The organism is Shewanella sp. MR-4 (genome assembly GCF_000014685.1).
Classification (GTDB): Bacteria; Pseudomonadota; Gammaproteobacteria; order Enterobacterales; family Shewanellaceae; genus Shewanella.
Window position 1 is genome coordinate 1376457 of record NC_008321.1, and the last position, 20575, is coordinate 1397031.

The following is a 20575-nucleotide window of genomic DNA, read 5'->3' on the forward strand; positions in this document are numbered from 1 at the left end:
ATGGAAAACACTGCATCGCAATCTTCTGTTATTACGGCAAAATTGCCTGACAGTCTGGCCCGTAAGCTACTGCTTAAAGCATTAGAAAATCTCCCCCACGGCTGTTTAACCTTAGTGGAGGGCGACAAGAGCTATCGCTTTGGTGAGCATCACAGTGATTTGCATGCCACCCTGGTGGTGAAGCATCCTAGCTTCTATCGCCAAGCGATGTTTTCGGGCTCCATTGGCGCCGGTGAAAGCTATATCCAAGGTCATTGGACTAGCCCAGATCTCACTAAGGTGGTGCAACTGTTTGCCCGCAATCTGCCCTTGCTCGATAAGATTGAGGCGAAATTTGGTTGGCTGACAGGATCGGTTAACCGTATGAAACATATGCTGAATCGTAACTCACAGCAGGGCTCTAAACGTAATATCTTGGCCCATTACGACTTAGGTAATGCCTTGTATGAGCAGTTTTTAGATCGCGAAATGTTGTACTCCAGCGCTCTTTATCCCGATAGCGGAGCGAGTCTGGAACAAGCGCAGCTGCATAAACTGAAAACCATTTGTGAGCGGCTCGACCTACAACCTGGGCAGACCTTACTCGAAATCGGAACGGGGTGGGGCGCCTTAGCCATTTACGCAGCTAAACATTATGGCGTGCACGTGACGACCACAACGATTTCGGATGCGCAATATGCTTACGCGAAAGCGCGAGTCGAACGGGAAGGCTTAAGCGATAGCATCACCTTATTGACTGAGGATTACCGTAATCTCGGTGGCACTTACGACAGACTAGTGTCTATCGAGATGATAGAAGCCGTTGGCCATGAGTACCTGCCGGGGTTCTTTAAAAAGCTCGAATCCCTACTCAAACCCCATGGCCGCATGTTATTGCAGGCTATCACCATCGCCGACCAACGTTACGACAGTTATCGCAAAGGTGTTGATTTTATTCAGCGATATATTTTCCCTGGCGGTTGCTTACCTTCGGTGCACCAAATGGTTGGACACTTGGCCAAGCGCACCGATATGCAGGTGTGGTCGATTGATGATATGGGCCTCGATTATGCCAAGACTTTAAGGGACTGGCATAACAACTTCGACCGCGCCATCGAGCAAGTGCAAGCCCTTGGCTATGGCGACGACTTTATCCGCATGTGGAAGTTTTACTTAAGTTATTGCGAAGGAGGCTTTTTAGAGCGCACCACGAGCACAGTGCATTTGGTTGCGGTGCGCCCAGACTACCGTTTGCCGAATGCGGTGAGCGGCAACTAAGGTGGTGATGAGATGTCCTCTATGGCGAGAAATATACTCAATATCTCAAAGTATCAGGGCTTTATACTCTATAACGCCTTGAGTTTTCAATGTGTGTGGTGGACTGGCGTGTTGTTTGGCAATCGCGCGCTGTTACTGAGTATCCCTCTGTTAGTGCTGCATTTTATATTACTGCCGCGAGTGGAAACCGCCGCCGCTATCCCTCGGGACTTAAGTACAATGCTTAAGATTGGGTTACTCGGTATGGCGGTTGATAGCCTGCTTACGTTGGCTAGTGTATTTGAATTTTCGGTTTTTCCCGCTTGGTTGGCGTGTCTCTGGTTGCATTTTGCGGTGAGTTTGCACCATAGCCTTAAGCTTATCCGCGCGTTTGCGATTGTATTACAAGCTATTTTAGGGGCAATCTTCGGTAGCCTGAGTTACTTGGCTGGGGCCGCATTTTATGCCGTGAGCCTTCCCTATGGTGAGGGCGTTTCTGCGGTGTTTCTCGCGATTATTTGGGCTGTGTCATTGCCTCTTTTCATCAAACTCTCGCGTAGCCATAGGTCTATGGGATGAGCTATCTAGGCGCGTTTATATCGTCGTTAATCCTTGTCTTGCTGGAGAAATCTGATGCTTCATCATTCATCTATCTTGTCAGCGATGTTGTTAAAAAAGCGATATCTCGGCGCTCTGTGTGGATTAATGCTGCCAGTCGCAGGATATAGCGCCACGCAAGCGGCCATCGAAAATACTATGGCCTCAGGGCTGGTTGAGGTTGGCCGAGGTGAGATGGATTGGCTCTGGTTTAATGTCTATAAAGCCACACTGATGACTACTACGGGTAAATACCAGAGCGGGATTTATCCGCAGTTATTAGACATTGAATATTATCGTGATATTGAGGCGAATGATCTGTTAGAGGCGACGGCAGATCAGTGGCGACACTTAGGCTACACCAAGGATGAAATTGCCAATTGGCTGCAATTACTCAAGGGAATTTGGCCTAATGTTGTGCCTGGCGATCATTTAAGTTTCAAACTCATCGATGCGCAGCGCAGTCAGTTCTTTTTCAATGGTCAGCTGCTTGGCGTTATAGAAGAGCCCAAATTAGCCGAAGCATTTCTGGCGATTTGGTTATCGACCAATACCAGCAGGCCAACCTTAAGGGCGCAATTATTAGGAGAAAAATCATGCGATTGCTAAAGCTTAACTGGGGAAAGCCTGTTGTCTTAGGGTTGTTGATGGCCAGTCTTTTGACGAGCTGCTCCAGCGTCGATGTGAGTGACTATCGAGATACTAATCCCCCCTTAGTGTTAGAAAGCTTCTTTAATGGCCCGCTTAAGGCATCGGGCATTGTTGAGAACTTCAGTGGCAAAGTGATACGTCGGTTTAATGTCACTATGGAGGCGAGTTGGCAGGGGGCGGAAGGCACCATCAAAGAGTGGTTTATCTATGATGATGGTGAAACCCAAACTCGCATTTGGCGCATTCAATCCCAAGGAGAAGGGAAATACACTGGCATGGCTGACGATATTATCGGTACCGCGGAAGGGAAGGCGAGCGGGAGTGCGCTGCGTTGGCGCTACGATATGCTACTGCCCGTCGAGGGTGATGAATACCAAGTGCACTTTGATGATTGGATGTACTTAGTGAACGACAATACCATTATTAATCAAAGCGATATTATTAAATGGGGCGTCACTGTCGCCAAAGTGACCTTAGTGATCCAAAAGCATTAACGGTATAGCCTAACTAATAATTTTTCGTTTATTACAGTAGGCTGACAAAACACTTCAATCCTGCATGGCTAAGTCGATGAAAAATTATTGGATGTTAATGCTGGTATTCGTAAGTCTGTCTTTAACGGCCTGTTCGAATATCGATTTTCAGTTTGAAGGCCAGTCAGATGAGCAAGTCGACCCTAATCAACCAGCAAGCGATCCTATGGTGCATGATAATGAGCGCCGCGTTCGTGATGCCCGTGAGGATGGACGACTAGAGACAAAGAGTGAGTTTAAATTCTAGAGCTGCTTGATTCTAGAACCTATTTAAAACTCAATATCGAGCAAATCTAGCGAGAGGGCGATGTTTTCAGCCCTTACTGAAAAATAAGGGCTGAACGTTAGGAGGATTAACCCGCTTGGCGGCTATTGTCGACCGCCTTTTTATCGTAATACTCGAAGGGAAATTGGTTACGGATCCGCTGCTGCAGGTTGTCATTCACATTGGCAGAAATATGCAGACGCACGCCGGAGTTTTTTTCTGCTCTAATAGTGCAAGTCAGCTTTTCCGCTTTGGCCAGCTGGCGACATTCGCGTTCGAAACGCTCGGGGATTTTGCCTTTATGTTGAGTCATGCGACCATCTTTAAAATGCATTTCAAAAATAGTCAGTCCCTTCTTACCTGCAAAGATCAGTTTATAAACCAGAAACAAACCAATCGCGATAAAAACGAGCTTTAAAATAGTGGCTGTCATAATGCCTCCTCTCTTATGTTTATAGGACAAAGATACTCTGGAGTTATTGCTTTTAACAGTGCGCTAACACGCAATTTTAATTTGGCAAAGGAATGATTTTGGCATAGTCTTAAATTGCTCAGGAAATGTACTACTTCAGTTAAGGAAAACGCCATGTACCTATCTAATGCTGACCGTTGGTCTTTATTGTGCAAAAAACAAATTGATATTATTGATAAACTGTCTGCACAGTTTCCAGAACGAAAAGAACCGCTTAATGAGTTGACCCATGGTTGGCGGCATTTGCAACATCAAGTGCAGGCGGGGGATAGGCCGATAGTGCATGAGACGACCAAGTAAATTACTTAAGGTACCGATACAAGAGTCGGACTCGGGAACTACTGTAATTATCGAGAGTAAGTCAGTTGCTACCTACTATTGATGCTGTGACTTTTACTCAAAATCTAGATACAAAATATGGAAACAAAAAAGCCACTCATTGAGTGGCTTCGTTGTTTTTATGGTGCCGGCACCAAGAGTCGAACTCGGGACCTACTGATTACAAGTCAGTTGCTCTACCAACTGAGCTATGCCGGCGAATGGTGGTGCCCGAACCCGGAATCGAACCAGGGACACGAGGATTTTCAATCCTCTGCTCTACCGACTGAGCTATTCGGGCAACTAAACTAAGCGTTAGTTAACTACTTCAAACCGAGTGTTTAACACCCCATTCGTTCGAAGTGCGCGTATCATATAGTGCTCGCTTTCACTGTGCAAGCCCTTTTAATTCGACTGGCCAAGTATTAAACAAAAAGCGCCTTATTTAAGGCTTTATAGAGATGCGAATGGTTTACTTGGCCTAACTATCAATGGGTTAATTCGATTTAGTCGTGGGATAAATGAGTAAAAGGGCAGTGGATGACTGGGAATTTTAAATATTCACAGTGCTAAGGACTAAGCTGTTAATCAGTATTTTGTTTATATGACGTCATGCCCAAGAACCGAACTTAAGCACTGTTTAAATGATTGATAGCTGGTTAGTCGTAATGTACTTGCATCGAACATTGAAGGAGTGTGAATTCATCCAAATACCAGAAACAAAAAAGCCACTCAGTGAGTGGCTTTTTTGTTTTTTATGGTGCCGGCACCAAGAGTCGAACTCGGGACCTACTGATTACAAGTCAGTTGCTCTACCAACTGAGCTATGCCGGCGAATGGTGGTGCCCGAACCCGGAATCGAACCAGGGACACGAGGATTTTCAATCCTCTGCTCTACCGACTGAGCTATTCGGGCAACTAAACTAAGCGTTAGTTGACTACTTTAAACTGACAACTTAATGCTGCCTCGTTCGAAGTGCGGCTATATTAACTAGGGTGTTTATCCTCTGCAAGTGCTTTTTCCTGATAAATGATGTGTTCGACTGTTTAATGTGCACTTTGGCTGTTTTTTATCTATAAACCTGTTGGGAATGAGCCTTTTTGATGCCTCAAAGTTGTATTTCCTGCCGCGTGAGTGACCCGTTTAAGCCCCACAATCAGCGTTAACACCATAATAGCGTTAATCTATCTGAATTTTAGAAAGATATGAGCGATTTTTACTGATTTTAGTTTTTAATTTTCGTTTTATGATAATGACTATTATTTGATTGTGCGACTTAAGTGCAGAGGTGTGGAGTAGCTATATGTTTAGAAATACTAAGTTGAATTATGGACTTATTGCTATTGCCAGCCATTGGCTGAGTGCGGTTGTGGTGATAGGACTCTTTGCCGTCGGTGTGTGGATGGTGGAATTGACCTACTACAGTGCCTGGTACAAAACGGCACCACATTGGCATAAAAGCATTGGAATTTTGCTGCTGGCGGTAACCCTGTTTCGTTTAGTTTGGCGTTTGGTTAATCCAAAGCCCGCTCCTGAGCAAAATCACCAGACATGGGAAAAGGTGAGCGCCCACATTGCCCATGGCGCGATTTACCTCTTATTACTGGTGATTATGGCCGCTGGTATTTTGATTTCGACGGCAGAGGGCCGTGGAATTATGGTGTTTGACTGGTTTGAGTTACCCGGCCTAACGCCGCTGATTGAAAATCAGGCTGATATCGCGGGGGATATTCATCAATATGCCGCCTATAGCTTGATTGCTCTGGTTTTACTGCATGCGTTAGGCGCGTTAAAGCACCATTTTATCGATAAAGATTCAACACTACTCAAGATGATTAAATTTAACCGAGGATAATATAATGAAAAAACAACTATTAGCTGCTTTGATTGGTGGGTCTTTACTGGCTCCAATGGCTGCATCTGCCGCCGATTATGTAATTGACCGCGAAGGTGCTCATGCATCTATTACCTTTAAAGTAAGTCACTTAGGTTATAGCTATGTCGTAGGTCGTTTTAACGATTTCAGCGGTGATTTCAGCTACGACGCTAAAAATCCAACGGCAGCTAAAGTGAATGTTAAAGTGAACACCTTAAGCGTTGACTCTAACCATGCCGAGCGTGATAAGCACATTCGTAGTGGCGACTTTTTAAATACGGCTAAATTTGCTGAAGCGACTTTCGTTTCGACCTCGGTTGAAGACAAAGGCAATGGCGATATGGTTATCACAGGTAACTTCACGCTAAATGGTGTGACTAAACCGTTGGCAATCCAAGCGCATGCCGTGGGTGAGGGTCAAGATCCTTGGGGCGGATACCGTGCAGGTTTTATCGGTACTACCACGTTTGCGATGAAAGATTACGGTATCAAGATGGACTTAGGCCCAGCGTCTGCCAATGTTGAGTTAGATTTAGTGGTAGAAGGCGTGCGTAAGTAAGCTTAACGTTACTGAGCTGCATTTATCAACGAATAAAAAAGCGCCCTTGGGCGCTTTTTGCTTTTATGGATAGGCGCTTAGGCTTATTCCTGACCCTTTTCAGGCACAAAGCCTTCAATTTCCACGTCTTTACCTTCGAAGAGGAAAGAGGTCATTTGTTCTTCCAAAAATTTACGATCATCAACATTCATCATGTTGAGTTTCTTTTCGTTGATCAGCATGGTCTGCTTTTTCTGCCATAGGCCCCAAGCTTCTTTACTGACGTTATCGAAAATACGTTTACCTAAATCACCTGGATACAGTTGAAAGTCTAGGCCGTCGGCTTCTTTGTTTAAATATACGCAATTGACTGTACGCGCCATGATTATTCCTTACTGACTGTCGAGGTTGCTAGCAATAGCTACGAGTGATCCCAAGTTGGCCAACACGCGCTCTGTTGCGGCGGCGAGTCCCACTTTGGAAGGTTGATTGATGTTATACCAGAGAGACTGGTTTTGTTCCATGACTGCGCCCACGCTCTGCATAGCCGAGGTTTGCTTGTCGTAGCCATTCGCTTGGCTATCCAAATTCAGTAGCATGGGTTGAATATCTAAATGGAAATGGCTAAAGGTATGCCTAAAACCGATTAATGGTTCGAGTTGTGCGGCGTGATAACCTTGGGTTTCAAGCTCTGCATTGAGTGCGGCTTGAGTACTAAATTCGGGGAAGCACCAGAGTCCGCCCCAAATGCCGGCAGGAGGGCGCTTAGCCAAGAAGACTTGGTTATCTTTGAGTAAAACCAACATCCAAGCGGCTTTCTCTGGGATAGTTTTCTTAGGCTTTTTACCGGGGAACTCAGTTTGTCTTCCCATTAATTGAGCTTTGCAATCAATAGCCACAGGGCAAGCGGCACAATTGGGTTTGCTGCGAGTACAAATACTGGCACCAATATCCATCATGGCTTGGTTATATTTTTGAATATCCTGCCCTGGCGTTAACTGCTCGGTTAATTGCCAGAGTTGTTCTTCCACAGGTTTTTGACCGGGCCAGCCCGCAATCGCGCCATGTCTTGCTAATACGCGCTTAACATTGCCATCGAGGATCGGATGATGTTGCCCAAGTGATAGGGATAACACTGCACCTGCTGTCGAGCGGCCAATACCAGGCAGCGCTAACACTTGCTCAAAGTCTGTTGGAAATTGCCCTTGATACAAATCGCGAACCATCTTAGCGGCTTTATGTAGATTGCGAGCCCTGGCGTAATAACCAAGCCCAGTCCAATGATGCAGTACTTCATCATCCGGCGCGTTAGCGAGGGTTAACACATCGGGGAAACGTGCCATAAAACGCTGGTAATAGGGGATAACAGTCGCTACCTGAGTTTGTTGCAGCATAATCTCTGAAACCCATACGCGATATGGGGTTTTATCTTGCTGCCAAGGGAGGGTTTTACGACCGTGGTTGTCGTACCAATTAACGATACGTGTAGCAAAGGTGGCTGTAGATTTCATCGGCGCAGTGTAGCGGGAGATTGGTTGGCAAACAAGTAACACCCCATCGAAAAATCGGCCTAGATTCGCTCTCTAGGATAATCTTGTTATACTTCGCCTCCATTAGTGCTTGCACTGTAAGTTGAACTTTGGATAATGCCCTTCTTTTTAGATGGTGTTGTCCACGAGACGAGGCAAAAATGAGCGAAGTCACTACCGCTGAATTTAATGAAGAAGGCAAGTATCTGCGTAAGATCAGAAGCTTTGTCCTAAGAGAAGGTCGTTTGACTAAAGGTCAAGCGCAAGCCATTGAGACTCAGTGGCCAACAATGGGCTTAGATTACAGCCCAACACCATTAAACCTGACCGAAGTATTTGGTCGCGAAGCCGATACCGTACTGGAAATCGGTTTCGGCATGGGCGCCTCTTTAGTACAAATGGCACAAGAAGCTCCAGAACAGAACTTTATCGGTATTGAAGTCCATAAGCCTGGCGTGGGTTCATGCTTAAGTGACGCTGCCGCTGCTGGGGTGACTAATCTTCGCGTGTATCACCATGATGCAATGGAAGTGTTAGAACATGCTATCGCCGATGGCAGCCTTGCGCGCGTGCAATTGTTCTTCCCTGATCCGTGGCATAAAAAGCGCCACCACAAGCGCCGTATCGTGCAGGCGGAGTTTGCTGAGCTTATTCGCCGTAAACTGAAGATTGGCGGCGTGTTCCATATGGCGACCGACTGGGAAAACTACAGCGAACATATGCTGGAAGTGATGAATGCGGCCAATGGTTACAAAAACCAATCCGCCGATGGTACCGTGGTGCCGCGTCCAGATCATCGTCCACTGACTAAATTTGAAGCCCGCGGTCATCGCCTCGGCCATGGCGTGTGGGATCTGATGTTTGAGCGTATCGCTTAACATCTTTTATGGTTTTTATTTTTTAACACAACGGGGAAAATCACTATGGCAAAGAATCGTAGCCGTCGTTTACGTAAGAAAATGCGCGTTGATGAATTCCAAGAGTTAGGTTTTGACATTACTTGGACCTTCGATGCATCTGTCTCTGAAGCCGATATTGATGCAACAGTCGATAAGTTTATCGATGAAGTCATTGAAGCCCGTAAGTTAGGTTTCCACGGCGGTGGTCATATCGAGTGGGAAGGTATTATTGCGACCCAAACTATCGGTAAGTGCACCGAAGAAGATGTTGCTGCAGTGAAGGCTTTCTGGGCGGGTCAAAAAGTGACTCAACTTGAAGTTAGCGATCTGTACGATATCTGGTGGAGTTAATGCCAGAACAGGCGTTATTAGAGGAAGTGGTCGACAAAGTTCGGCCCTTGCTCGGCCAAGGAAAGGTTGCTAATTACATCCCTGCGCTCGCCAATGTTGATGCTGGTAAACTGGGCATTGCCGTAACCACGATTGACGGTGAAACCATAGGCGCAGGCGATTACCTTGAGCCATTTTCAATTCAAAGTATTTCTAAAGTTTTCAGCTTAACCTTAGCGCTAACTTTATATGAAGAAACCGAAATTTGGAGCCGCGTCGGCAAAGAACCCTCGGGACACTCCTTCAATTCATTAGTCCAAGTTGAACTCGAGCGGGGTAAACCTCGCAATCCCTTTATTAATGCTGGCGCGTTAGTTATCGCTGACTTATTACAGAGCCGTTTAGGGGCGCCTAAGCATCGGATGTTGGAATTGGTCAGGGCGCTGAGTCAAAACGATAAAGTCTGTTTCGACAAGCAAGTGGCTGATTCTGAATATCAGCATAGTGCTCGCAATGCGGCCATCGCTTATCTGATGAAATCCTTCGGTAATTTTCAAGGCGATGTCGATACAGTGCTGCGCACTTATTTTCATTATTGCGCCTTAAAAATGAATTGCGCCGACCTATCGCGGGCGATGTTGTATTTAGCCAACCGCGGTAAAACCTTAGATGGCACTGAGCTTATTTCGCAGGTACAGACTCGGCAATTAAATGCCCTGTTAGCAACTTCTGGCTTATATGACGGCGCAGGTGAGTTTGCCTATCGTGTTGGTATGCCTGGTAAAAGCGGTGTTGGCGGCGGCATTATTGCGGTGATCCCCGGGGAACTCTCGGTCTGCGTTTGGTCACCCGAATTAGATAATCAAGGTAACTCCCTCGCAGGGACGGCGATGCTTGAGCATCTCAGCCAGCGTCTCGGACGTTCAATCTTCTGATTTAACTCTTTTATTAGCACTGTTAGGCTAAATATTAGTGAAATTTACTAATCTGCTCTCGGTGCTAATTTTTATAACTTCATAATAATCATGTTGTTACAAAGTTGGCACATCTTCTGCTATTCATCTTTTAGCACGTTAGCTTAGTCGAATTCCTCAGATTAAAGGATGAACAACAATGAAGATAAATACACTATTAACCGGAGTGGCATTATCGGGTGTTATTTTAAGCGCTTCTGGCTTGCAATCAGCACAAGCGAAAACCGAGCCGCAAATCGATGAGCGTTGTGAGGTTTCTCTTAACTATGATGTGAGAGTCGAACCGAAAAAATTAGTGATGAGCGAGAAGGGCACCGAGAAGTATCGCATCGAGGTCGACAAGTTATACGTTGAAGGCAAGCAGGTAACCTTAACCGACAAACAGAAAAAGCTGGTTAGCCAGTATGCCGATGAGGTGTCGACTCAGGTTCCTGAGGTCATTGAATTAGTCAACGAAGCGGTTGCACTGGCCTCTCAAGCTGTAAGTATGGCATTAACACCACTGATGGGCGATGCGGCTGGCGCTAAGTTTGATGAGATGATGGCGGGCGTGCAGAAGCGTGTTGATACTGTAGCCTACAAGCAGGGCGATAGTTTTTACCTTGGTGCGACCGAAGAGTCGATGCAAAACACCTTTAACGACGAATTTGATAAGGAAATGGAGCAAATCGTACAAAACTCCATTGGCACCTTGATGATGAATATCGGCAGCCAAATCCTTGCGGGCGACGGTGAGTCCTTCGAAGCTAAGATGGACGCATTCTCACAAAAAATGGATAGATTAGGCGATGATATTGAGCAGCAAATTGAATCCCAATCTAAGGGGATTGAAGCGAAAGCCGACCGTTTATGTGACCGTTTTGAAAACCTGCTGGTGCTTGAGAATCAACTGCGTAAAGAAGTGCCAGAGTTAGCCCCCTATGTGTTGACTCAAAACACTCACCATGAATTACGTGAATAGTGATCTGCAGAGTAGTTTAAAACCTACACTAGTTGGAGTCAGGTAATGTCGACCTAACTGACACCATAAATACAGTGATATAAATGAAAAAGCCCCAGTACGTTAAGTGTCTGGGGCTTTTTCTTGATTCATTTTAGCCAAGCGGAATGATATTAATCTGATTGCTTGCGGCTATTTACTATGGAATATTACATTCTAAAGACTAATGTTTGGTATACTCTTAAAATATAATGAAAAGCTGGCAATTCAGTCAGATATAACACTCTACTTTAGCGGACTTTTTCGGTCTAAATCTCTACAACGAACCCAATTGCTGTGAGATATTAAGGCATTGAGGGATGCTTCAAGGCATTTGTGCTGCATTCCTATGCTATTCCGAAAGTTAATATCACTGTCGAAACTGCTTAAGGCGACTTTCCATGTTAGAACTGTTAGAACCTATTGCGATTTTTACTCATGTGGCCAGAGCTGGTAGTTTTAGTGCCGCCGCAAGAAGGCTTGGGATCTCTAAATCTAAGGTCAGTACGCAGGTAGCCGATCTCGAACATAGACTCGGTGTTCAACTGATCCAGCGTACCACTCGAAGCTTAAGTCTGACTGAAGCTGGACATTTGTTATATCTGCAAGGTGAAGAGTTGCTTCGCGATGCCGAACAGGCCATTGCTAGCGTGCATAACTTAAACGATGCCACCCGCGGCGTGTTAAAGGTGGGTATTTCCCAGTCCTTTGGTGCTATGCATATCATTCCCGCGCTGCCATCATTTATGGAAAAACATCCTGAGCTCGAGCTGCAAGTCAGCTTATTAGATCATAAGGTGGATGTAGTCAGCGAAGGTTTAGACCTATTGTTAACTATGTCTGAGCAGCTTCCCTTGGGTATGGTGGCGCGTCCTTTGATGAAGTGTCAGTTCCTACTCGTTGCCTCACCTGATTATATTGCTAAACATGGCGAACCGTCGCGTCCAGAGCAGTTGGTCGACCATAACTGCTTGGTGTATCAAGGTGAGTGGCATGAGCACAGCATGTGGCAGTTTAAAAAGGGCGATGATTACTGTGAGATAGGTGTCTCTGGTAACTTCAGAGTGGATAACGCTCCCGCTTTAAAATCAGCTGCGATCAGTGGCTTAGGGGTTGTCTATCTTGCTAGTTATTTGATGGAAGATGAAATCGCTAAGGGCACATTAGTGCCGCTGCTGAGGGACTGGCAACTGACTCATCATTTACCGCTACAGGCCGTTTATCCACGCCGTAAACACTTAGCTCCTAAGGTGAGTGCCTTCATTGAGTTTATTAAAGACCATATTGGTAATCCGCCTTATTGGGATATTCCCTATGCGGAACTCTTCAGTGAACGTCAGTAATTTTGGAAACATTGTTCTTAAAATGCGGTTAATGCGAATTAAGAGAGTTTGTTCTTGTTAAAATTTGAATAAAATCAGTATTTTGGCTTTATGCTGGTTTGTATTTTAGTTTGATTTTTTAGAGTTTGCTAAAGCTGATTTCCTGATAGTGTATTGAAGTCTGTTCTTAAATGAATACAATGGGTGCCAGATGATTCGGAATGACCTGAGTCCTACGCTCTTATTGGAAATGACCCCTTTCGATATCAGTGTACAGGTTGGCAGCAATGCAGTTTCGAATCACAGCCAGCAGAAGTTTGCGAACTAAAACAATGTTGGCTTTTAAACCATCATCCTAGTTTTTGGTTTACCTCAGCTCATTAGGCTGAGGTAATTTTTTTCTGATGGTTGAGTGCGCAAAACGAGTTTTGTCTCTCTGTACCCTAAAGTCACACCGAGTGTTAAGTGCTTATGCTTAATACATTAAATATAGTGACCCACAGTGAGATAGGGTTTTATGACCAAGCCGGTGATAAATCCAATAAAAAAGCCACTTGATAGTGGCTTTTTTATTGGCTGCGATTTAACGATGTTATTCGCAACGGCGTTCAAGGGAGGCTAGCGTTAGCCTCCCAAGGTTTTATGCTTAGGCTTTGTTAACGCTGGCAATCCATTGATCGACTTGCTCTTCTAGCACATCCAAGGGCAGTGCCCCGTTAGCCAAGACTAAAGTATGGAAATCCCGGATATCAAACTGATCACCCAGTTGTTTTTCCGCCTTGTGTCTCAGTTCGAGTAACTTAATCATCCCAACTTTATAGGCTGTGGCTTGAGATGGCATAACAATATGACGCTCTACCATTTTCTTCGCATCGGATTTTGCGTTAGGAGTATTATCGACGTAATAAGCTATCCCTTGTTCGCGGGTCCATTTCTTGGCGTGGATCCCTGTATCGACCACTAAACGACAAGCTCGCCATAACTCCATCGCCAGTCGACCAAAATCGGAGTAAGGGTCAGCATATAAGCCCATCTCCTTCGGGAAAGATTCACTGTAGAGTCCCCAACCTTCGATATAGGCGGTATAGCCACCGAACTTACGGAACTTAGGAATATCCTTTAGCTCCTGTGAGATAGCGATTTGCATATGGTGGCCAGGGATCCCTTCGTGGTAAGCCAGTGCTTCCATCTGGTATTTAGGCATGGCTTTCATATCGTAGAGGTTGGCATAGTAGCTGCCAGGGCGAGAGCCATCGGGCGCTGGTTGTTCATAGAAGGCTTTACCCGCGGATTTTTCCCTAAAGGCTTCAACCTGTTTGACTATCATGGCTGCCTTTGGCTTGACCTTAAAGACTTCATCCAAGCGTGAGCGCATATTATCGATAAGCTTGGTTGCATCGGCTAAGTATGCTGCCTTGCCTTCGGCGGTATTTGGATAATAGAACTGTGGATCATCGCGCATAAAGGTGAAGAACTCTTGCAAGGTGCCGTTAAAATTCACCTTTTTCATAATGGCGCGCATTTCATTATGGATGCGTTCCACTTCGGCAAGACCAAGTTGATGAATTTCATCCGCCGTCATGTGGGTAGTGGTCGTGCGTGCAAGAGCATTGTTATAAAACGCCTCGCCGTCGGGGAGTTTCCAAACACCATCGCGGGTATCGGCCTTGGCTTCTAAGGTTTTGATATAGGCGATAAGCGTCTTGTATGCAGGCTCAACTTGTGAGACGAGTGCTTTTTCAGCGTCGGCAATCAGTTGGGCTTTTTCTGCCTCGGAGATACTAAGTGCATTTACTTTTTTGCGAAAATCTGCCAACAGGGCACTGTCTTCGCCTTTATCGAAGGGGGCGCCTTTAATGATGTTTTGACTGTCAGAAATCACGTAACCGAACACAAATTTAGGGGCAATAATACCTTTATCTGCGCGGATCTCGAGCGCCTGTTGCAGTTGGCTTAAGCGTTTGGGCACGCCATTTAAGCGGCTGATATAGGCCTTAGCATCGCTGACATCGGTGATCTGGTGTTGATTAATCAGGAAGGAGGCTATCATCGAGTGGCCACCATGCATCTGATTCACTGGGTAGTTATGGTAACGCCACTGATAGTCTTTGATATCGTTATTCAGGTTTTGGGTGAGTAACGTCAGGCTTAGGCGAGTTTGTGGATCAAGCTTACTCGCATCCAGTTGATTCACTTCGGCTAGCTGTTTCTTGGTTCGCGCCAACTCACGGGCATCCGCTTCATCGCCAATGTCGTCCCACTTATCATAGTCCTGCTTAATGCCCATATAGGTTTGCGCAATGGGGCTTGCCATGATGTTTTCTATGAAGATGGTTTCAAACAAGGCGTTGGCTTTTTCTGACTCGCTTTGTGCGGCAACACTGGTACTGGCCACATTATGTGAGTCACTTAAGGTAGGCACCGCATAGGAGGGCAGTGCAAGCAGGGTAGAGAGAGTAAATGCGACTAAGCTGATGTTCGTTTTTATTGGCATGATCAGGCTTCCTTAACAATGTTCAGGCAATTCTAAAGAAGCAGGGGAAAAATGTATGAATATAAATGTTAGAAAATGTGTTAGCTATAAAAGATGCTTCATCGAGAAACCTAGGCTAACACATTATTTATATGGGAATTTAATTAGGGCGTGTTGACGTTTCAGGGTTATTTTTGCAGCAGTTTGGCTGGCTTTTATGTAAGGCAAAGTCCGTGCTGTGTAGTTATTCTACATAAACGGACGATAACGCAGCAGAAATGCCAGCCAAATGCTGCCCGAAGGGTTCGTCTAGCAAGCTCGTTCTCTTTGTCACTCGTCATTTGAGTAGAATAACTACACATCATTCCTCGTTTCGCGAGCACGTGCTTGCCAGAACGAACAAAATCTAATCTCGAAACGTCAACATGCCCTAGGAAATTAACAAAATTGTGTCAGTAAATCGTTCACAAACATGTGACCTTTACTGGTTAATTGCCAATGTTCAGCCGATTCGGTCAGTAAACCCCGTTGTTTGGCCTTTTCCATTCCCTCTTTCAAGGTATCTCGGTGTAAACCAGTTCTGTTTTCAAACTCTTGCTTAGGAATAGGCGTCATTAAGCGCAGACGATTCATCAAGTATTCGAGGGCGCGATCTTCTTCGGCGACCTCAGTCTGCTCGAAGTTATATTTGTCGGCAGCTAAATAACCCTTAGGGTGTTTGATTTTAACCGTGCGAATAATGCGGTTCTCTTCGGGCAAGGTCACTTTGCCATGGGCACCGCAGCCTATGCCTAAATAATCGCCAAACTGCCAATAGTTAAGGTTATGCCTGCATTGATAGCCGGGTTTGGCATAGGCCGAGATTTCATACTGCTCATAACCGAGTGCCGCTAACTTTTGTTGCCCTTGTTCGTAGATCTGCCAGAGATCTTCATCGTCGGGTAGTTGCGGTGGTTTTGAATGAAACAGGGTGTTAGGCTCAATCGTCAGTTGATACCAAGACAAATGCGGCGGATTGAGCGCCGCTGCGGTATCGATATCCGCCATGGCCTCTGCAAAACTTTGATTCGGAAGTCCGTGCATCAAATCCAAGTTAAAACTTAAATAACCCGCTTGGCTGGCTTTTTGGGCGGCGGTTTGGGCTTCGTTTTGATCGTGGATCCGCCCCAGCAGATTGAGCTTATCCTTAGAGAAACTCTGTACTCCAATGGATAACCGGGTGACCCCTGCGGCGCGGTAGGCACTAAAGTCATCGTGCTCTAGGGTGCCTGGGTTGGCCTCCATGGTGATTTCAATATCGTCACTGAAGGGAATTAGTGCATTGGCACCATCTAATATCCGTTTGATTTGATTGGCATCAAACAGAGACGGCGTTCCACCACCAATAAAAATAGTGTGCAGCTTACGGCCTTGTACTAAGTGCAAGTCTTGGCGTAGGTCCGCTAGCAGCGCATCCACATAGGCCTTTTGGGGTAATTCGCCATTTTGTCCATGGGAGTTAAAGTCGCAGTAAGGGCATTTTTGCACACACCAAGGGATATGGATGTACAAGCTCAACGGCGGCAGGGTTAACTGAGGTGACACATTCACTGACATTATTGGGCGTTCCCGTCGGTAAATACGCCTTTTTCCTGCATGGCAGCAATCAGTTGCACTAAAGCTTTACCACGGTGACTCAAGGCATTTTTCTCGTCACTGCTCAATTGGGCTGCGCTGCAATAATGGTGTTCTGGAATAAAAATCGGATCGTAACCATGGCCGTTGTCACCCCGTTGCACGAAATCGATTTGGCCTTCCCACGAGGCTTGGCAAATGATGGGCGTTGGGTCTTTCGCATGGCGCATATAGACTAAAACGCATTGGAATCTTGCCGTACGCGGCGCAGGATTATCCTTTAATGTGTCTAAGAGTTTTAACACATTGTCTTGATCTTTGGCATTTTCCCCCGCATAGCGTGCAGAGTAGATCCCCGGTGCGCCTTGGAGTAAATCGACTTCTAATCCCGAGTCATCGGCAATGGCGGCAAGTCCAGTAATTTGCGCCGCATGTCTGGCTTTGATAATGGCGTTTTCGACAAAGGTGGTGCCCGTTTCGGCCACTTCGCTAACGTTAAATTGGCTTTGTGGCAGCACTTTTACGCCGTAGGCGGCGAGCATTTGATCGAATTCGGCAAGTTTACCTTTATTGCCACTGGCGAGGACGATTTGTTGCATGGAATACCTATTGGATTGGGTGCTCTTGTCTGTGTGTCACTGAGTGTGAACATTGAGCGATGTCATTGGACTGTATGCGGCAATGATACCCAAGCTGAGCGGTAAAGGACAGAAAAAGGCAGGACGATACTTGGTATCGTCCTGCCTTATGAGGTTGAGATTATTCGACGTAGAACTTTTGCTTAAACTGCAGATTGGTGTTGAGTTGATTACCGTGTTTGATGGCGATGTTGAAATTGATTTCTTGATCGTCGCGGTAAGGGACTTCGGCGATGTAATAAATCGCCTTACCCTCACGGATCTCTCTAAATTTCAAATCGATACGAGCATCGAGTAGGTTATTGGCAACGCCAGTGATTTCAACGGGCACTGCGGGCGAGCCTTCTTCACTCATATCTAATACGGCAATGTTAATGATGCCTCTGTAGCTACTGCGTTCGATGCCATAGGATTTTGCAATGCTCGGGGTTAAAAAGGTGCTGCCCAGCGCCATGTAATGAATGTCGAAATTACCGACGGTTTCTTTTTGCTCGGCATTAGCGACGCCACACAGGCTTGCAGTCAAGGCGAGCATAATAAGGAGATTACGTAACATGATGTTGTACCTTCATATGAGGGATTACTTGAGTATAGGTCGCGGGAAGGAGACTTCCAACGGTGCGTTTATTCGAGCAATGTCGCGATTTCTGCCGGAACGTTTTTGGGCGCGCTAATCCGTACCTGCTTATGACGTCCTAATTCACCCTTAAGGATGTGAACATCGCTTTTAGGGACTTTAAAGGCCTTCGCTAAATACTTGCTTAAATGGGCATTGGCCTTGCCATCGATAGGCGGGGCGGTAATGGCGACTTTTAACTCATCACCGTGTAGCCCGACAATCTGATCGCGACTCGCTTTAGGTTGAATATACAAATTAAGCAGCAAGTCGCCTTGCTGCATAATGACTGCGCTCATTAAATCACGGCCCAGAATGGTACGTATTGCGCCAATAGCATGTTGATAAAGTTCATGCCGATAATCACCAACATCACCGACAAATCTAAACCTCCAATGGGCGGAATGATGCGGCGCACTGGAGCCAAAATGGGCTCTGTCAGTTGACCCATGATCATCACAATGGGGTTATAGCCTTGATTGAACCAACTTAAGATGGCGCGGATGATCAGCATCCAGAAGAGCAAAACGCCCGCCTGTTTGATAACAGTGACAAGCGCAAACACAAAGAACAGCACTATATCAATACCACCACCGGCGATAAGGCTTAACAGCAGCACTTTGACCATCACGACTAATAGGGCGAGTACAAATGAAGAAGTATCGAATCTTCCCATTGAAGGAATTAATCGACGCATAGGCGCGATCAACGGGTGAGTGGCTTTGACCACAAACTGACTGAAGGGATTATAAAAATCGGCACGGGCCAAGGGGAGCCAGATCCGTAATATCACCACCATCAAATACAAATCGAAGAGTGTGCTGATTAAAAAGGTTAATGCATTCATCGAGATTTCTGCCTATATGAGTCCGATTAAAAACGCCCGTGTTAAAAGTGAGTGAGTCATCCAGCTATTGCTGAATTAAAAAGTGTTAGCCATTTCCTCTGCACGTTTGATGCAGTTTTCCATCGCATTTTTGACCACACCACGAAGATCCGCCGCTTCGAATGTGGCGATGGCTTGCGCCGTTGTGCCACCCTTCGAGGTGACATTCTCCCGTAAATTACCTAACGTAAGCTCGGGATTTTGCTTTGCCATCATAGCAGCACCGAGGGCTGCTTGCTGTACTAAGCTTCTGGCTTTGGCTTCATCCATACCCATTTGCTTACCGGCATCAATCATAGATTCCATCAGCAGGAAGAAATAGGCAGGTGAACTACCCGCAAGGGCAATGACTTGATTAATCTCAGATTCCTCATTCACCCACACAATTTCACCACCGCTGGACATCAAGCGCTCGGTAATGGCTTGCTGGGCATCAGAGAGGGGCTGCGGGGCGTAGAGTCCCGTCATACCGACACCGATTTGCATTGGCGTGTTTGGCATAGTGCGAACTAGTGTGATGGGCTGTGCTAAATACTGGCTGTAGCGCTCTGCTTTAATCCCCGCAGCAATGGTTATGACCAGCTTGTTAGACATATCAATGCCTTGCAGTGCTTGGCAGACTTGTTCCATCAACTGTGGCTTAACGGATAATACGATGACATCGGCATCTTGGGCGGCGCTAACATTGTCTTGGGATACTCGCACACCAAAGTCGGCGGCGAGGGCATCGAGTTTACCTTGGCTAGGATTGGTGGCTTGCACTAGCGCAGCAGGATAACCGCTACGAATTAAGCCGCTGATAATACTGCGGGTCATATTGCCCGCACCAATAAAGCAGATTTTTTGTTGACTCATGTGTACCCCATAATGTCTGGCCTAGGCTGAATGGATAACATTCAGCATTAATATCATTGAATTAGCGTTATTAGGCCGGATAAAAATTTCTATTTAATGTTCTCTAACAGTATTTGGGCTTTAGCCTCTAAAAACAAGGCTAAAGCCGATATTGCTGACTCGCCTTTGGCTATCCCTGTGATTTCCCTTAGCATCAATCGTACAGATGCATTAACCCGTAACGACTAATTGCTGGTCGTCTCTTTTGCGCCATAATCCCGTTCACCAAAGATTGCGCTGCCGATACGCACCATGGTTGAGCCGCACTCAATAGCCACGTCTAAATCATTACTCATGCCCATAGAAAGCGTATCGACAGCGGGATAATGCTGCTTTAGCGTATCGAATAACTGCTTAAGCTCGCTGAGTTCGCGGCTTTGCTGCGCAATGTCATTGGTGGCGCTGGGAATCGCCATTAAACCCCGCAGTTGTAAATGGGGTAATTGGCTGATGCTATCGGCCAGTGGCAGCATTTGCTCGGCATCGATGCCGGATTTAGTGTCTTCATCACTGATATTGATTTGAATACACACATTGAGCGGCGCAAGGTGTGCTGGGCGCTGCTCATTGAGCCGTTGGGCAATTTTCTCCCGCGAGAGGGTGTGCATCCAGTCGAAGTGCTGGGCGACTAAGGCGGTTTTATTGGATTGCAGTGGTCCAATAAAATGCCATTCAATATCAGGGTGTGTGCCCTTTAGCGACTCAATTTTTGTCACACCTTCTTGAACATAGTTCTCGCCAAAGCAACGCTGGCCCGCGTCATAGGCTGCTATAATATCTTCGATGGGTTTAGTCTTACTGACGGCAAGTAAGCGAATACTGTGAGGTAGGCGTGCGCATTTTTGCGCCGCTTGCGCGATCCTGCTCTGGGCGACTGCGAGTCTGTCTGCTATTGTTGTCATGATGTAATTATCTGGTTGCAAGGATATCCCAA

At 46.1% G+C, this 20575-nt stretch carries 25 protein-coding genes and 4 tRNA genes; 14 read left to right on the plus strand and 15 right to left on the minus strand.

Going from position 1 to position 20575, the window contains the following annotated elements; genetic code table 11:
• The 5 genes from SHEWMR4_RS06145 to SHEWMR4_RS06165 all read left to right on the plus strand — a co-directional run bounded on the left by SHEWMR4_RS06145 (position 1) and on the right by SHEWMR4_RS06165 (position 3264).
• Positions 1 to 1257, plus strand: a complete 1257-nt coding sequence (locus SHEWMR4_RS06145) for an SAM-dependent methyltransferase (protein ID WP_011621958.1) — start codon at positions 1 to 3, stop codon at positions 1255 to 1257.
• Between the two features lie 21 nt (positions 1258 to 1278).
• Entirely contained in the window at positions 1279 to 1815 is a 537-nt protein-coding gene (locus SHEWMR4_RS06150) for a DUF2878 domain-containing protein (protein ID WP_227499230.1), read from the plus strand.
• Positions 1816 to 1869: 54 nt separating this feature from the next.
• Positions 1870 to 2442, plus strand: a complete 573-nt coding sequence (locus SHEWMR4_RS06155; protein ID WP_011621960.1) for a chalcone isomerase family protein — start codon at positions 1870 to 1872, stop codon at positions 2440 to 2442.
• Positions 2430 to 2978, plus strand: a complete 549-nt coding sequence (locus SHEWMR4_RS06160; protein WP_011621961.1) for a DUF3833 domain-containing protein — start codon at positions 2430 to 2432, stop codon at positions 2976 to 2978. The genes SHEWMR4_RS06155 and SHEWMR4_RS06160 overlap by 13 nt, the downstream gene beginning before the upstream one ends.
• A gap of 64 nt (positions 2979 to 3042) precedes the next feature.
• Entirely contained in the window at positions 3043 to 3264 is a 222-nt protein-coding gene (locus tag SHEWMR4_RS06165; protein WP_011621962.1) for a hypothetical protein, read from the plus strand.
• A gap of 106 nt (positions 3265 to 3370) precedes the next feature.
• On the opposite strand, the gene SHEWMR4_RS06170 is transcribed toward SHEWMR4_RS06165, so the two are convergent.
• The gene (locus SHEWMR4_RS06170) at positions 3371 to 3715 is read right to left on the minus strand and encodes a DUF3634 family protein (RefSeq protein ID WP_011621963.1); all 345 of its coding nucleotides are present in this window, start codon (positions 3713 to 3715) and stop codon (positions 3371 to 3373) included.
• Positions 3716 to 3868: 153 nt separating this feature from the next.
• Between SHEWMR4_RS06170 and SHEWMR4_RS06175 the strand changes: the two genes are divergently transcribed.
• Entirely contained in the window at positions 3869 to 4054 is a 186-nt protein-coding gene (locus SHEWMR4_RS06175; RefSeq protein ID WP_011621964.1) for a hypothetical protein, read from the plus strand.
• 161 nt (positions 4055 to 4215) lie between these two features.
• Here SHEWMR4_RS06175 and SHEWMR4_RS06180 read toward each other — a convergent pair.
• The 4 genes from SHEWMR4_RS06180 to SHEWMR4_RS06195 form a co-directional block, all read right to left on the minus strand.
• Positions 4216 to 4291, minus strand: a tRNA-Thr gene (locus SHEWMR4_RS06180).
• 6 nt (positions 4292 to 4297) lie between these two features.
• A tRNA-Phe gene (locus tag SHEWMR4_RS06185) sits at positions 4298 to 4373 on the minus strand.
• Between the two features lie 457 nt (positions 4374 to 4830).
• Positions 4831 to 4906: transfer RNA gene (locus SHEWMR4_RS06190), tRNA-Thr, on the minus strand.
• A 6-nt stretch (positions 4907 to 4912) separates the two neighbouring features.
• Positions 4913 to 4988 (minus strand) — tRNA-Phe (locus SHEWMR4_RS06195).
• Between the two features lie 388 nt (positions 4989 to 5376).
• On the opposite strand from SHEWMR4_RS06195, the gene SHEWMR4_RS06200 reads away from it, so the two are divergent.
• Both SHEWMR4_RS06200 and SHEWMR4_RS06205 read left to right on the plus strand, forming a co-directional pair.
• Positions 5377 to 5928 (plus strand): cytochrome b, encoded by a 552-nt coding sequence (locus SHEWMR4_RS06200; RefSeq protein ID WP_011621965.1) that lies wholly within the window; start codon positions 5377 to 5379, stop codon positions 5926 to 5928.
• A 4-nt stretch (positions 5929 to 5932) separates the two neighbouring features.
• On the plus strand, positions 5933 to 6508 hold the full coding sequence (locus SHEWMR4_RS06205; protein WP_011621966.1) for a YceI family protein: 576 nt from the start codon (positions 5933 to 5935) through the stop codon (positions 6506 to 6508).
• An 83-nt stretch (positions 6509 to 6591) separates the two neighbouring features.
• On the opposite strand, the gene SHEWMR4_RS06210 is transcribed toward SHEWMR4_RS06205, so the two are convergent.
• A complete protein-coding gene (locus tag SHEWMR4_RS06210) occupies positions 6592 to 6870 on the minus strand; it encodes an oxidative damage protection protein (RefSeq protein ID WP_011621967.1) in 279 nt (92 codons plus the stop codon).
• A gap of 9 nt (positions 6871 to 6879) precedes the next feature.
• A complete protein-coding gene (gene mutY, locus SHEWMR4_RS06215; RefSeq protein ID WP_011621968.1) occupies positions 6880 to 7998 on the minus strand; it encodes an A/G-specific adenine glycosylase in 1119 nt (372 codons plus the stop codon).
• A 179-nt stretch (positions 7999 to 8177) separates the two neighbouring features.
• Between mutY and trmB the strand changes: the two genes are divergently transcribed.
• The 5 genes from trmB to SHEWMR4_RS06240 all read left to right on the plus strand — a co-directional run bounded on the left by trmB (position 8178) and on the right by SHEWMR4_RS06240 (position 12541).
• A complete protein-coding gene (trmB, locus tag SHEWMR4_RS06220) occupies positions 8178 to 8894 on the plus strand; it encodes a tRNA (guanosine(46)-N7)-methyltransferase TrmB (RefSeq protein WP_011621969.1) in 717 nt (238 codons plus the stop codon).
• Positions 8895 to 8939: 45 nt separating this feature from the next.
• Positions 8940 to 9266 (plus strand): YggL family protein, encoded by a 327-nt coding sequence (locus SHEWMR4_RS06225; protein WP_011621970.1) that lies wholly within the window; start codon positions 8940 to 8942, stop codon positions 9264 to 9266.
• Positions 9266 to 10180 carry a glutaminase B gene (glsB, locus tag SHEWMR4_RS06230; protein WP_011621971.1) on the plus strand — a complete coding sequence of 305 codons (915 nt, stop codon included), beginning with the start codon at positions 9266 to 9268 and terminating at the stop codon, positions 10178 to 10180. Before SHEWMR4_RS06225 ends, glsB begins: the two co-directional genes overlap by 1 nt.
• A 178-nt stretch (positions 10181 to 10358) precedes the next feature.
• Positions 10359 to 11180: a YggN family protein gene (locus SHEWMR4_RS06235; protein WP_011621972.1), complete on the plus strand. Its 822-nt coding sequence runs from the start codon at positions 10359 to 10361 to the stop codon at positions 11178 to 11180.
• A 419-nt stretch (positions 11181 to 11599) separates the two neighbouring features.
• Positions 11600 to 12541, plus strand: a complete 942-nt coding sequence (locus SHEWMR4_RS06240; RefSeq protein ID WP_011621973.1) for a LysR family transcriptional regulator — start codon at positions 11600 to 11602, stop codon at positions 12539 to 12541.
• Between the two features lie 625 nt (positions 12542 to 13166).
• Here SHEWMR4_RS06240 and SHEWMR4_RS06245 read toward each other — a convergent pair.
• From SHEWMR4_RS06245 to proC, 7 genes are all read right to left on the minus strand, one after another.
• A complete protein-coding gene (locus SHEWMR4_RS06245; RefSeq protein ID WP_011621974.1) occupies positions 13167 to 15014 on the minus strand; it encodes a DUF885 domain-containing protein in 1848 nt (615 codons plus the stop codon).
• A 417-nt stretch (positions 15015 to 15431) separates the two neighbouring features.
• On the minus strand, positions 15432 to 16589 hold the full coding sequence (hemW, locus tag SHEWMR4_RS06250) for a radical SAM family heme chaperone HemW (RefSeq protein WP_011621975.1): 1158 nt from the start codon (positions 16587 to 16589) through the stop codon (positions 15432 to 15434).
• A complete protein-coding gene (rdgB, locus tag SHEWMR4_RS06255; RefSeq protein WP_011621976.1) occupies positions 16589 to 17206 on the minus strand; it encodes an RdgB/HAM1 family non-canonical purine NTP pyrophosphatase in 618 nt (205 codons plus the stop codon). The genes hemW and rdgB overlap by 1 nt, the downstream gene beginning before the upstream one ends.
• 160 nt (positions 17207 to 17366) lie before the next feature.
• Positions 17367 to 17801 carry a DUF4426 domain-containing protein gene (locus tag SHEWMR4_RS06260; protein WP_011621977.1) on the minus strand — a complete coding sequence of 145 codons (435 nt, stop codon included), beginning with the start codon at positions 17799 to 17801 and terminating at the stop codon, positions 17367 to 17369.
• A gap of 68 nt (positions 17802 to 17869) precedes the next feature.
• Positions 17870 to 18160 (minus strand): DUF167 family protein YggU, encoded by a 291-nt coding sequence (gene yggU / locus SHEWMR4_RS06265; protein WP_011621978.1) that lies wholly within the window; start codon positions 18158 to 18160, stop codon positions 17870 to 17872.
• On the minus strand, positions 18160 to 18708 hold the full coding sequence (locus SHEWMR4_RS06270) for a YggT family protein (RefSeq protein WP_011621979.1): 549 nt from the start codon (positions 18706 to 18708) through the stop codon (positions 18160 to 18162). Before SHEWMR4_RS06270 ends, yggU begins: the two co-directional genes overlap by 1 nt.
• 75 nt (positions 18709 to 18783) lie before the next feature.
• Positions 18784 to 19602 carry a pyrroline-5-carboxylate reductase gene (proC, locus tag SHEWMR4_RS06275; RefSeq protein WP_011621980.1) on the minus strand — a complete coding sequence of 273 codons (819 nt, stop codon included), beginning with the start codon at positions 19600 to 19602 and terminating at the stop codon, positions 18784 to 18786.
• Positions 19603 to 19698: 96 nt separating this feature from the next.
• On the opposite strand from proC, the gene SHEWMR4_RS21180 reads away from it, so the two are divergent.
• Positions 19699 to 19830, plus strand: coding sequence for a hypothetical protein (locus SHEWMR4_RS21180; protein WP_264622860.1), 132 nt, complete (start codon positions 19699 to 19701; stop codon positions 19828 to 19830).
• Here SHEWMR4_RS21180 and SHEWMR4_RS06280 read toward each other — a convergent pair.
• Positions 19827 to 20543 carry a YggS family pyridoxal phosphate-dependent enzyme gene (locus SHEWMR4_RS06280; RefSeq protein ID WP_011621981.1) on the minus strand — a complete coding sequence of 239 codons (717 nt, stop codon included), beginning with the start codon at positions 20541 to 20543 and terminating at the stop codon, positions 19827 to 19829. The genes SHEWMR4_RS21180 and SHEWMR4_RS06280 overlap by 4 nt on opposite strands.
• Positions 20544 to 20575: the final 32 nt, after the last annotated feature.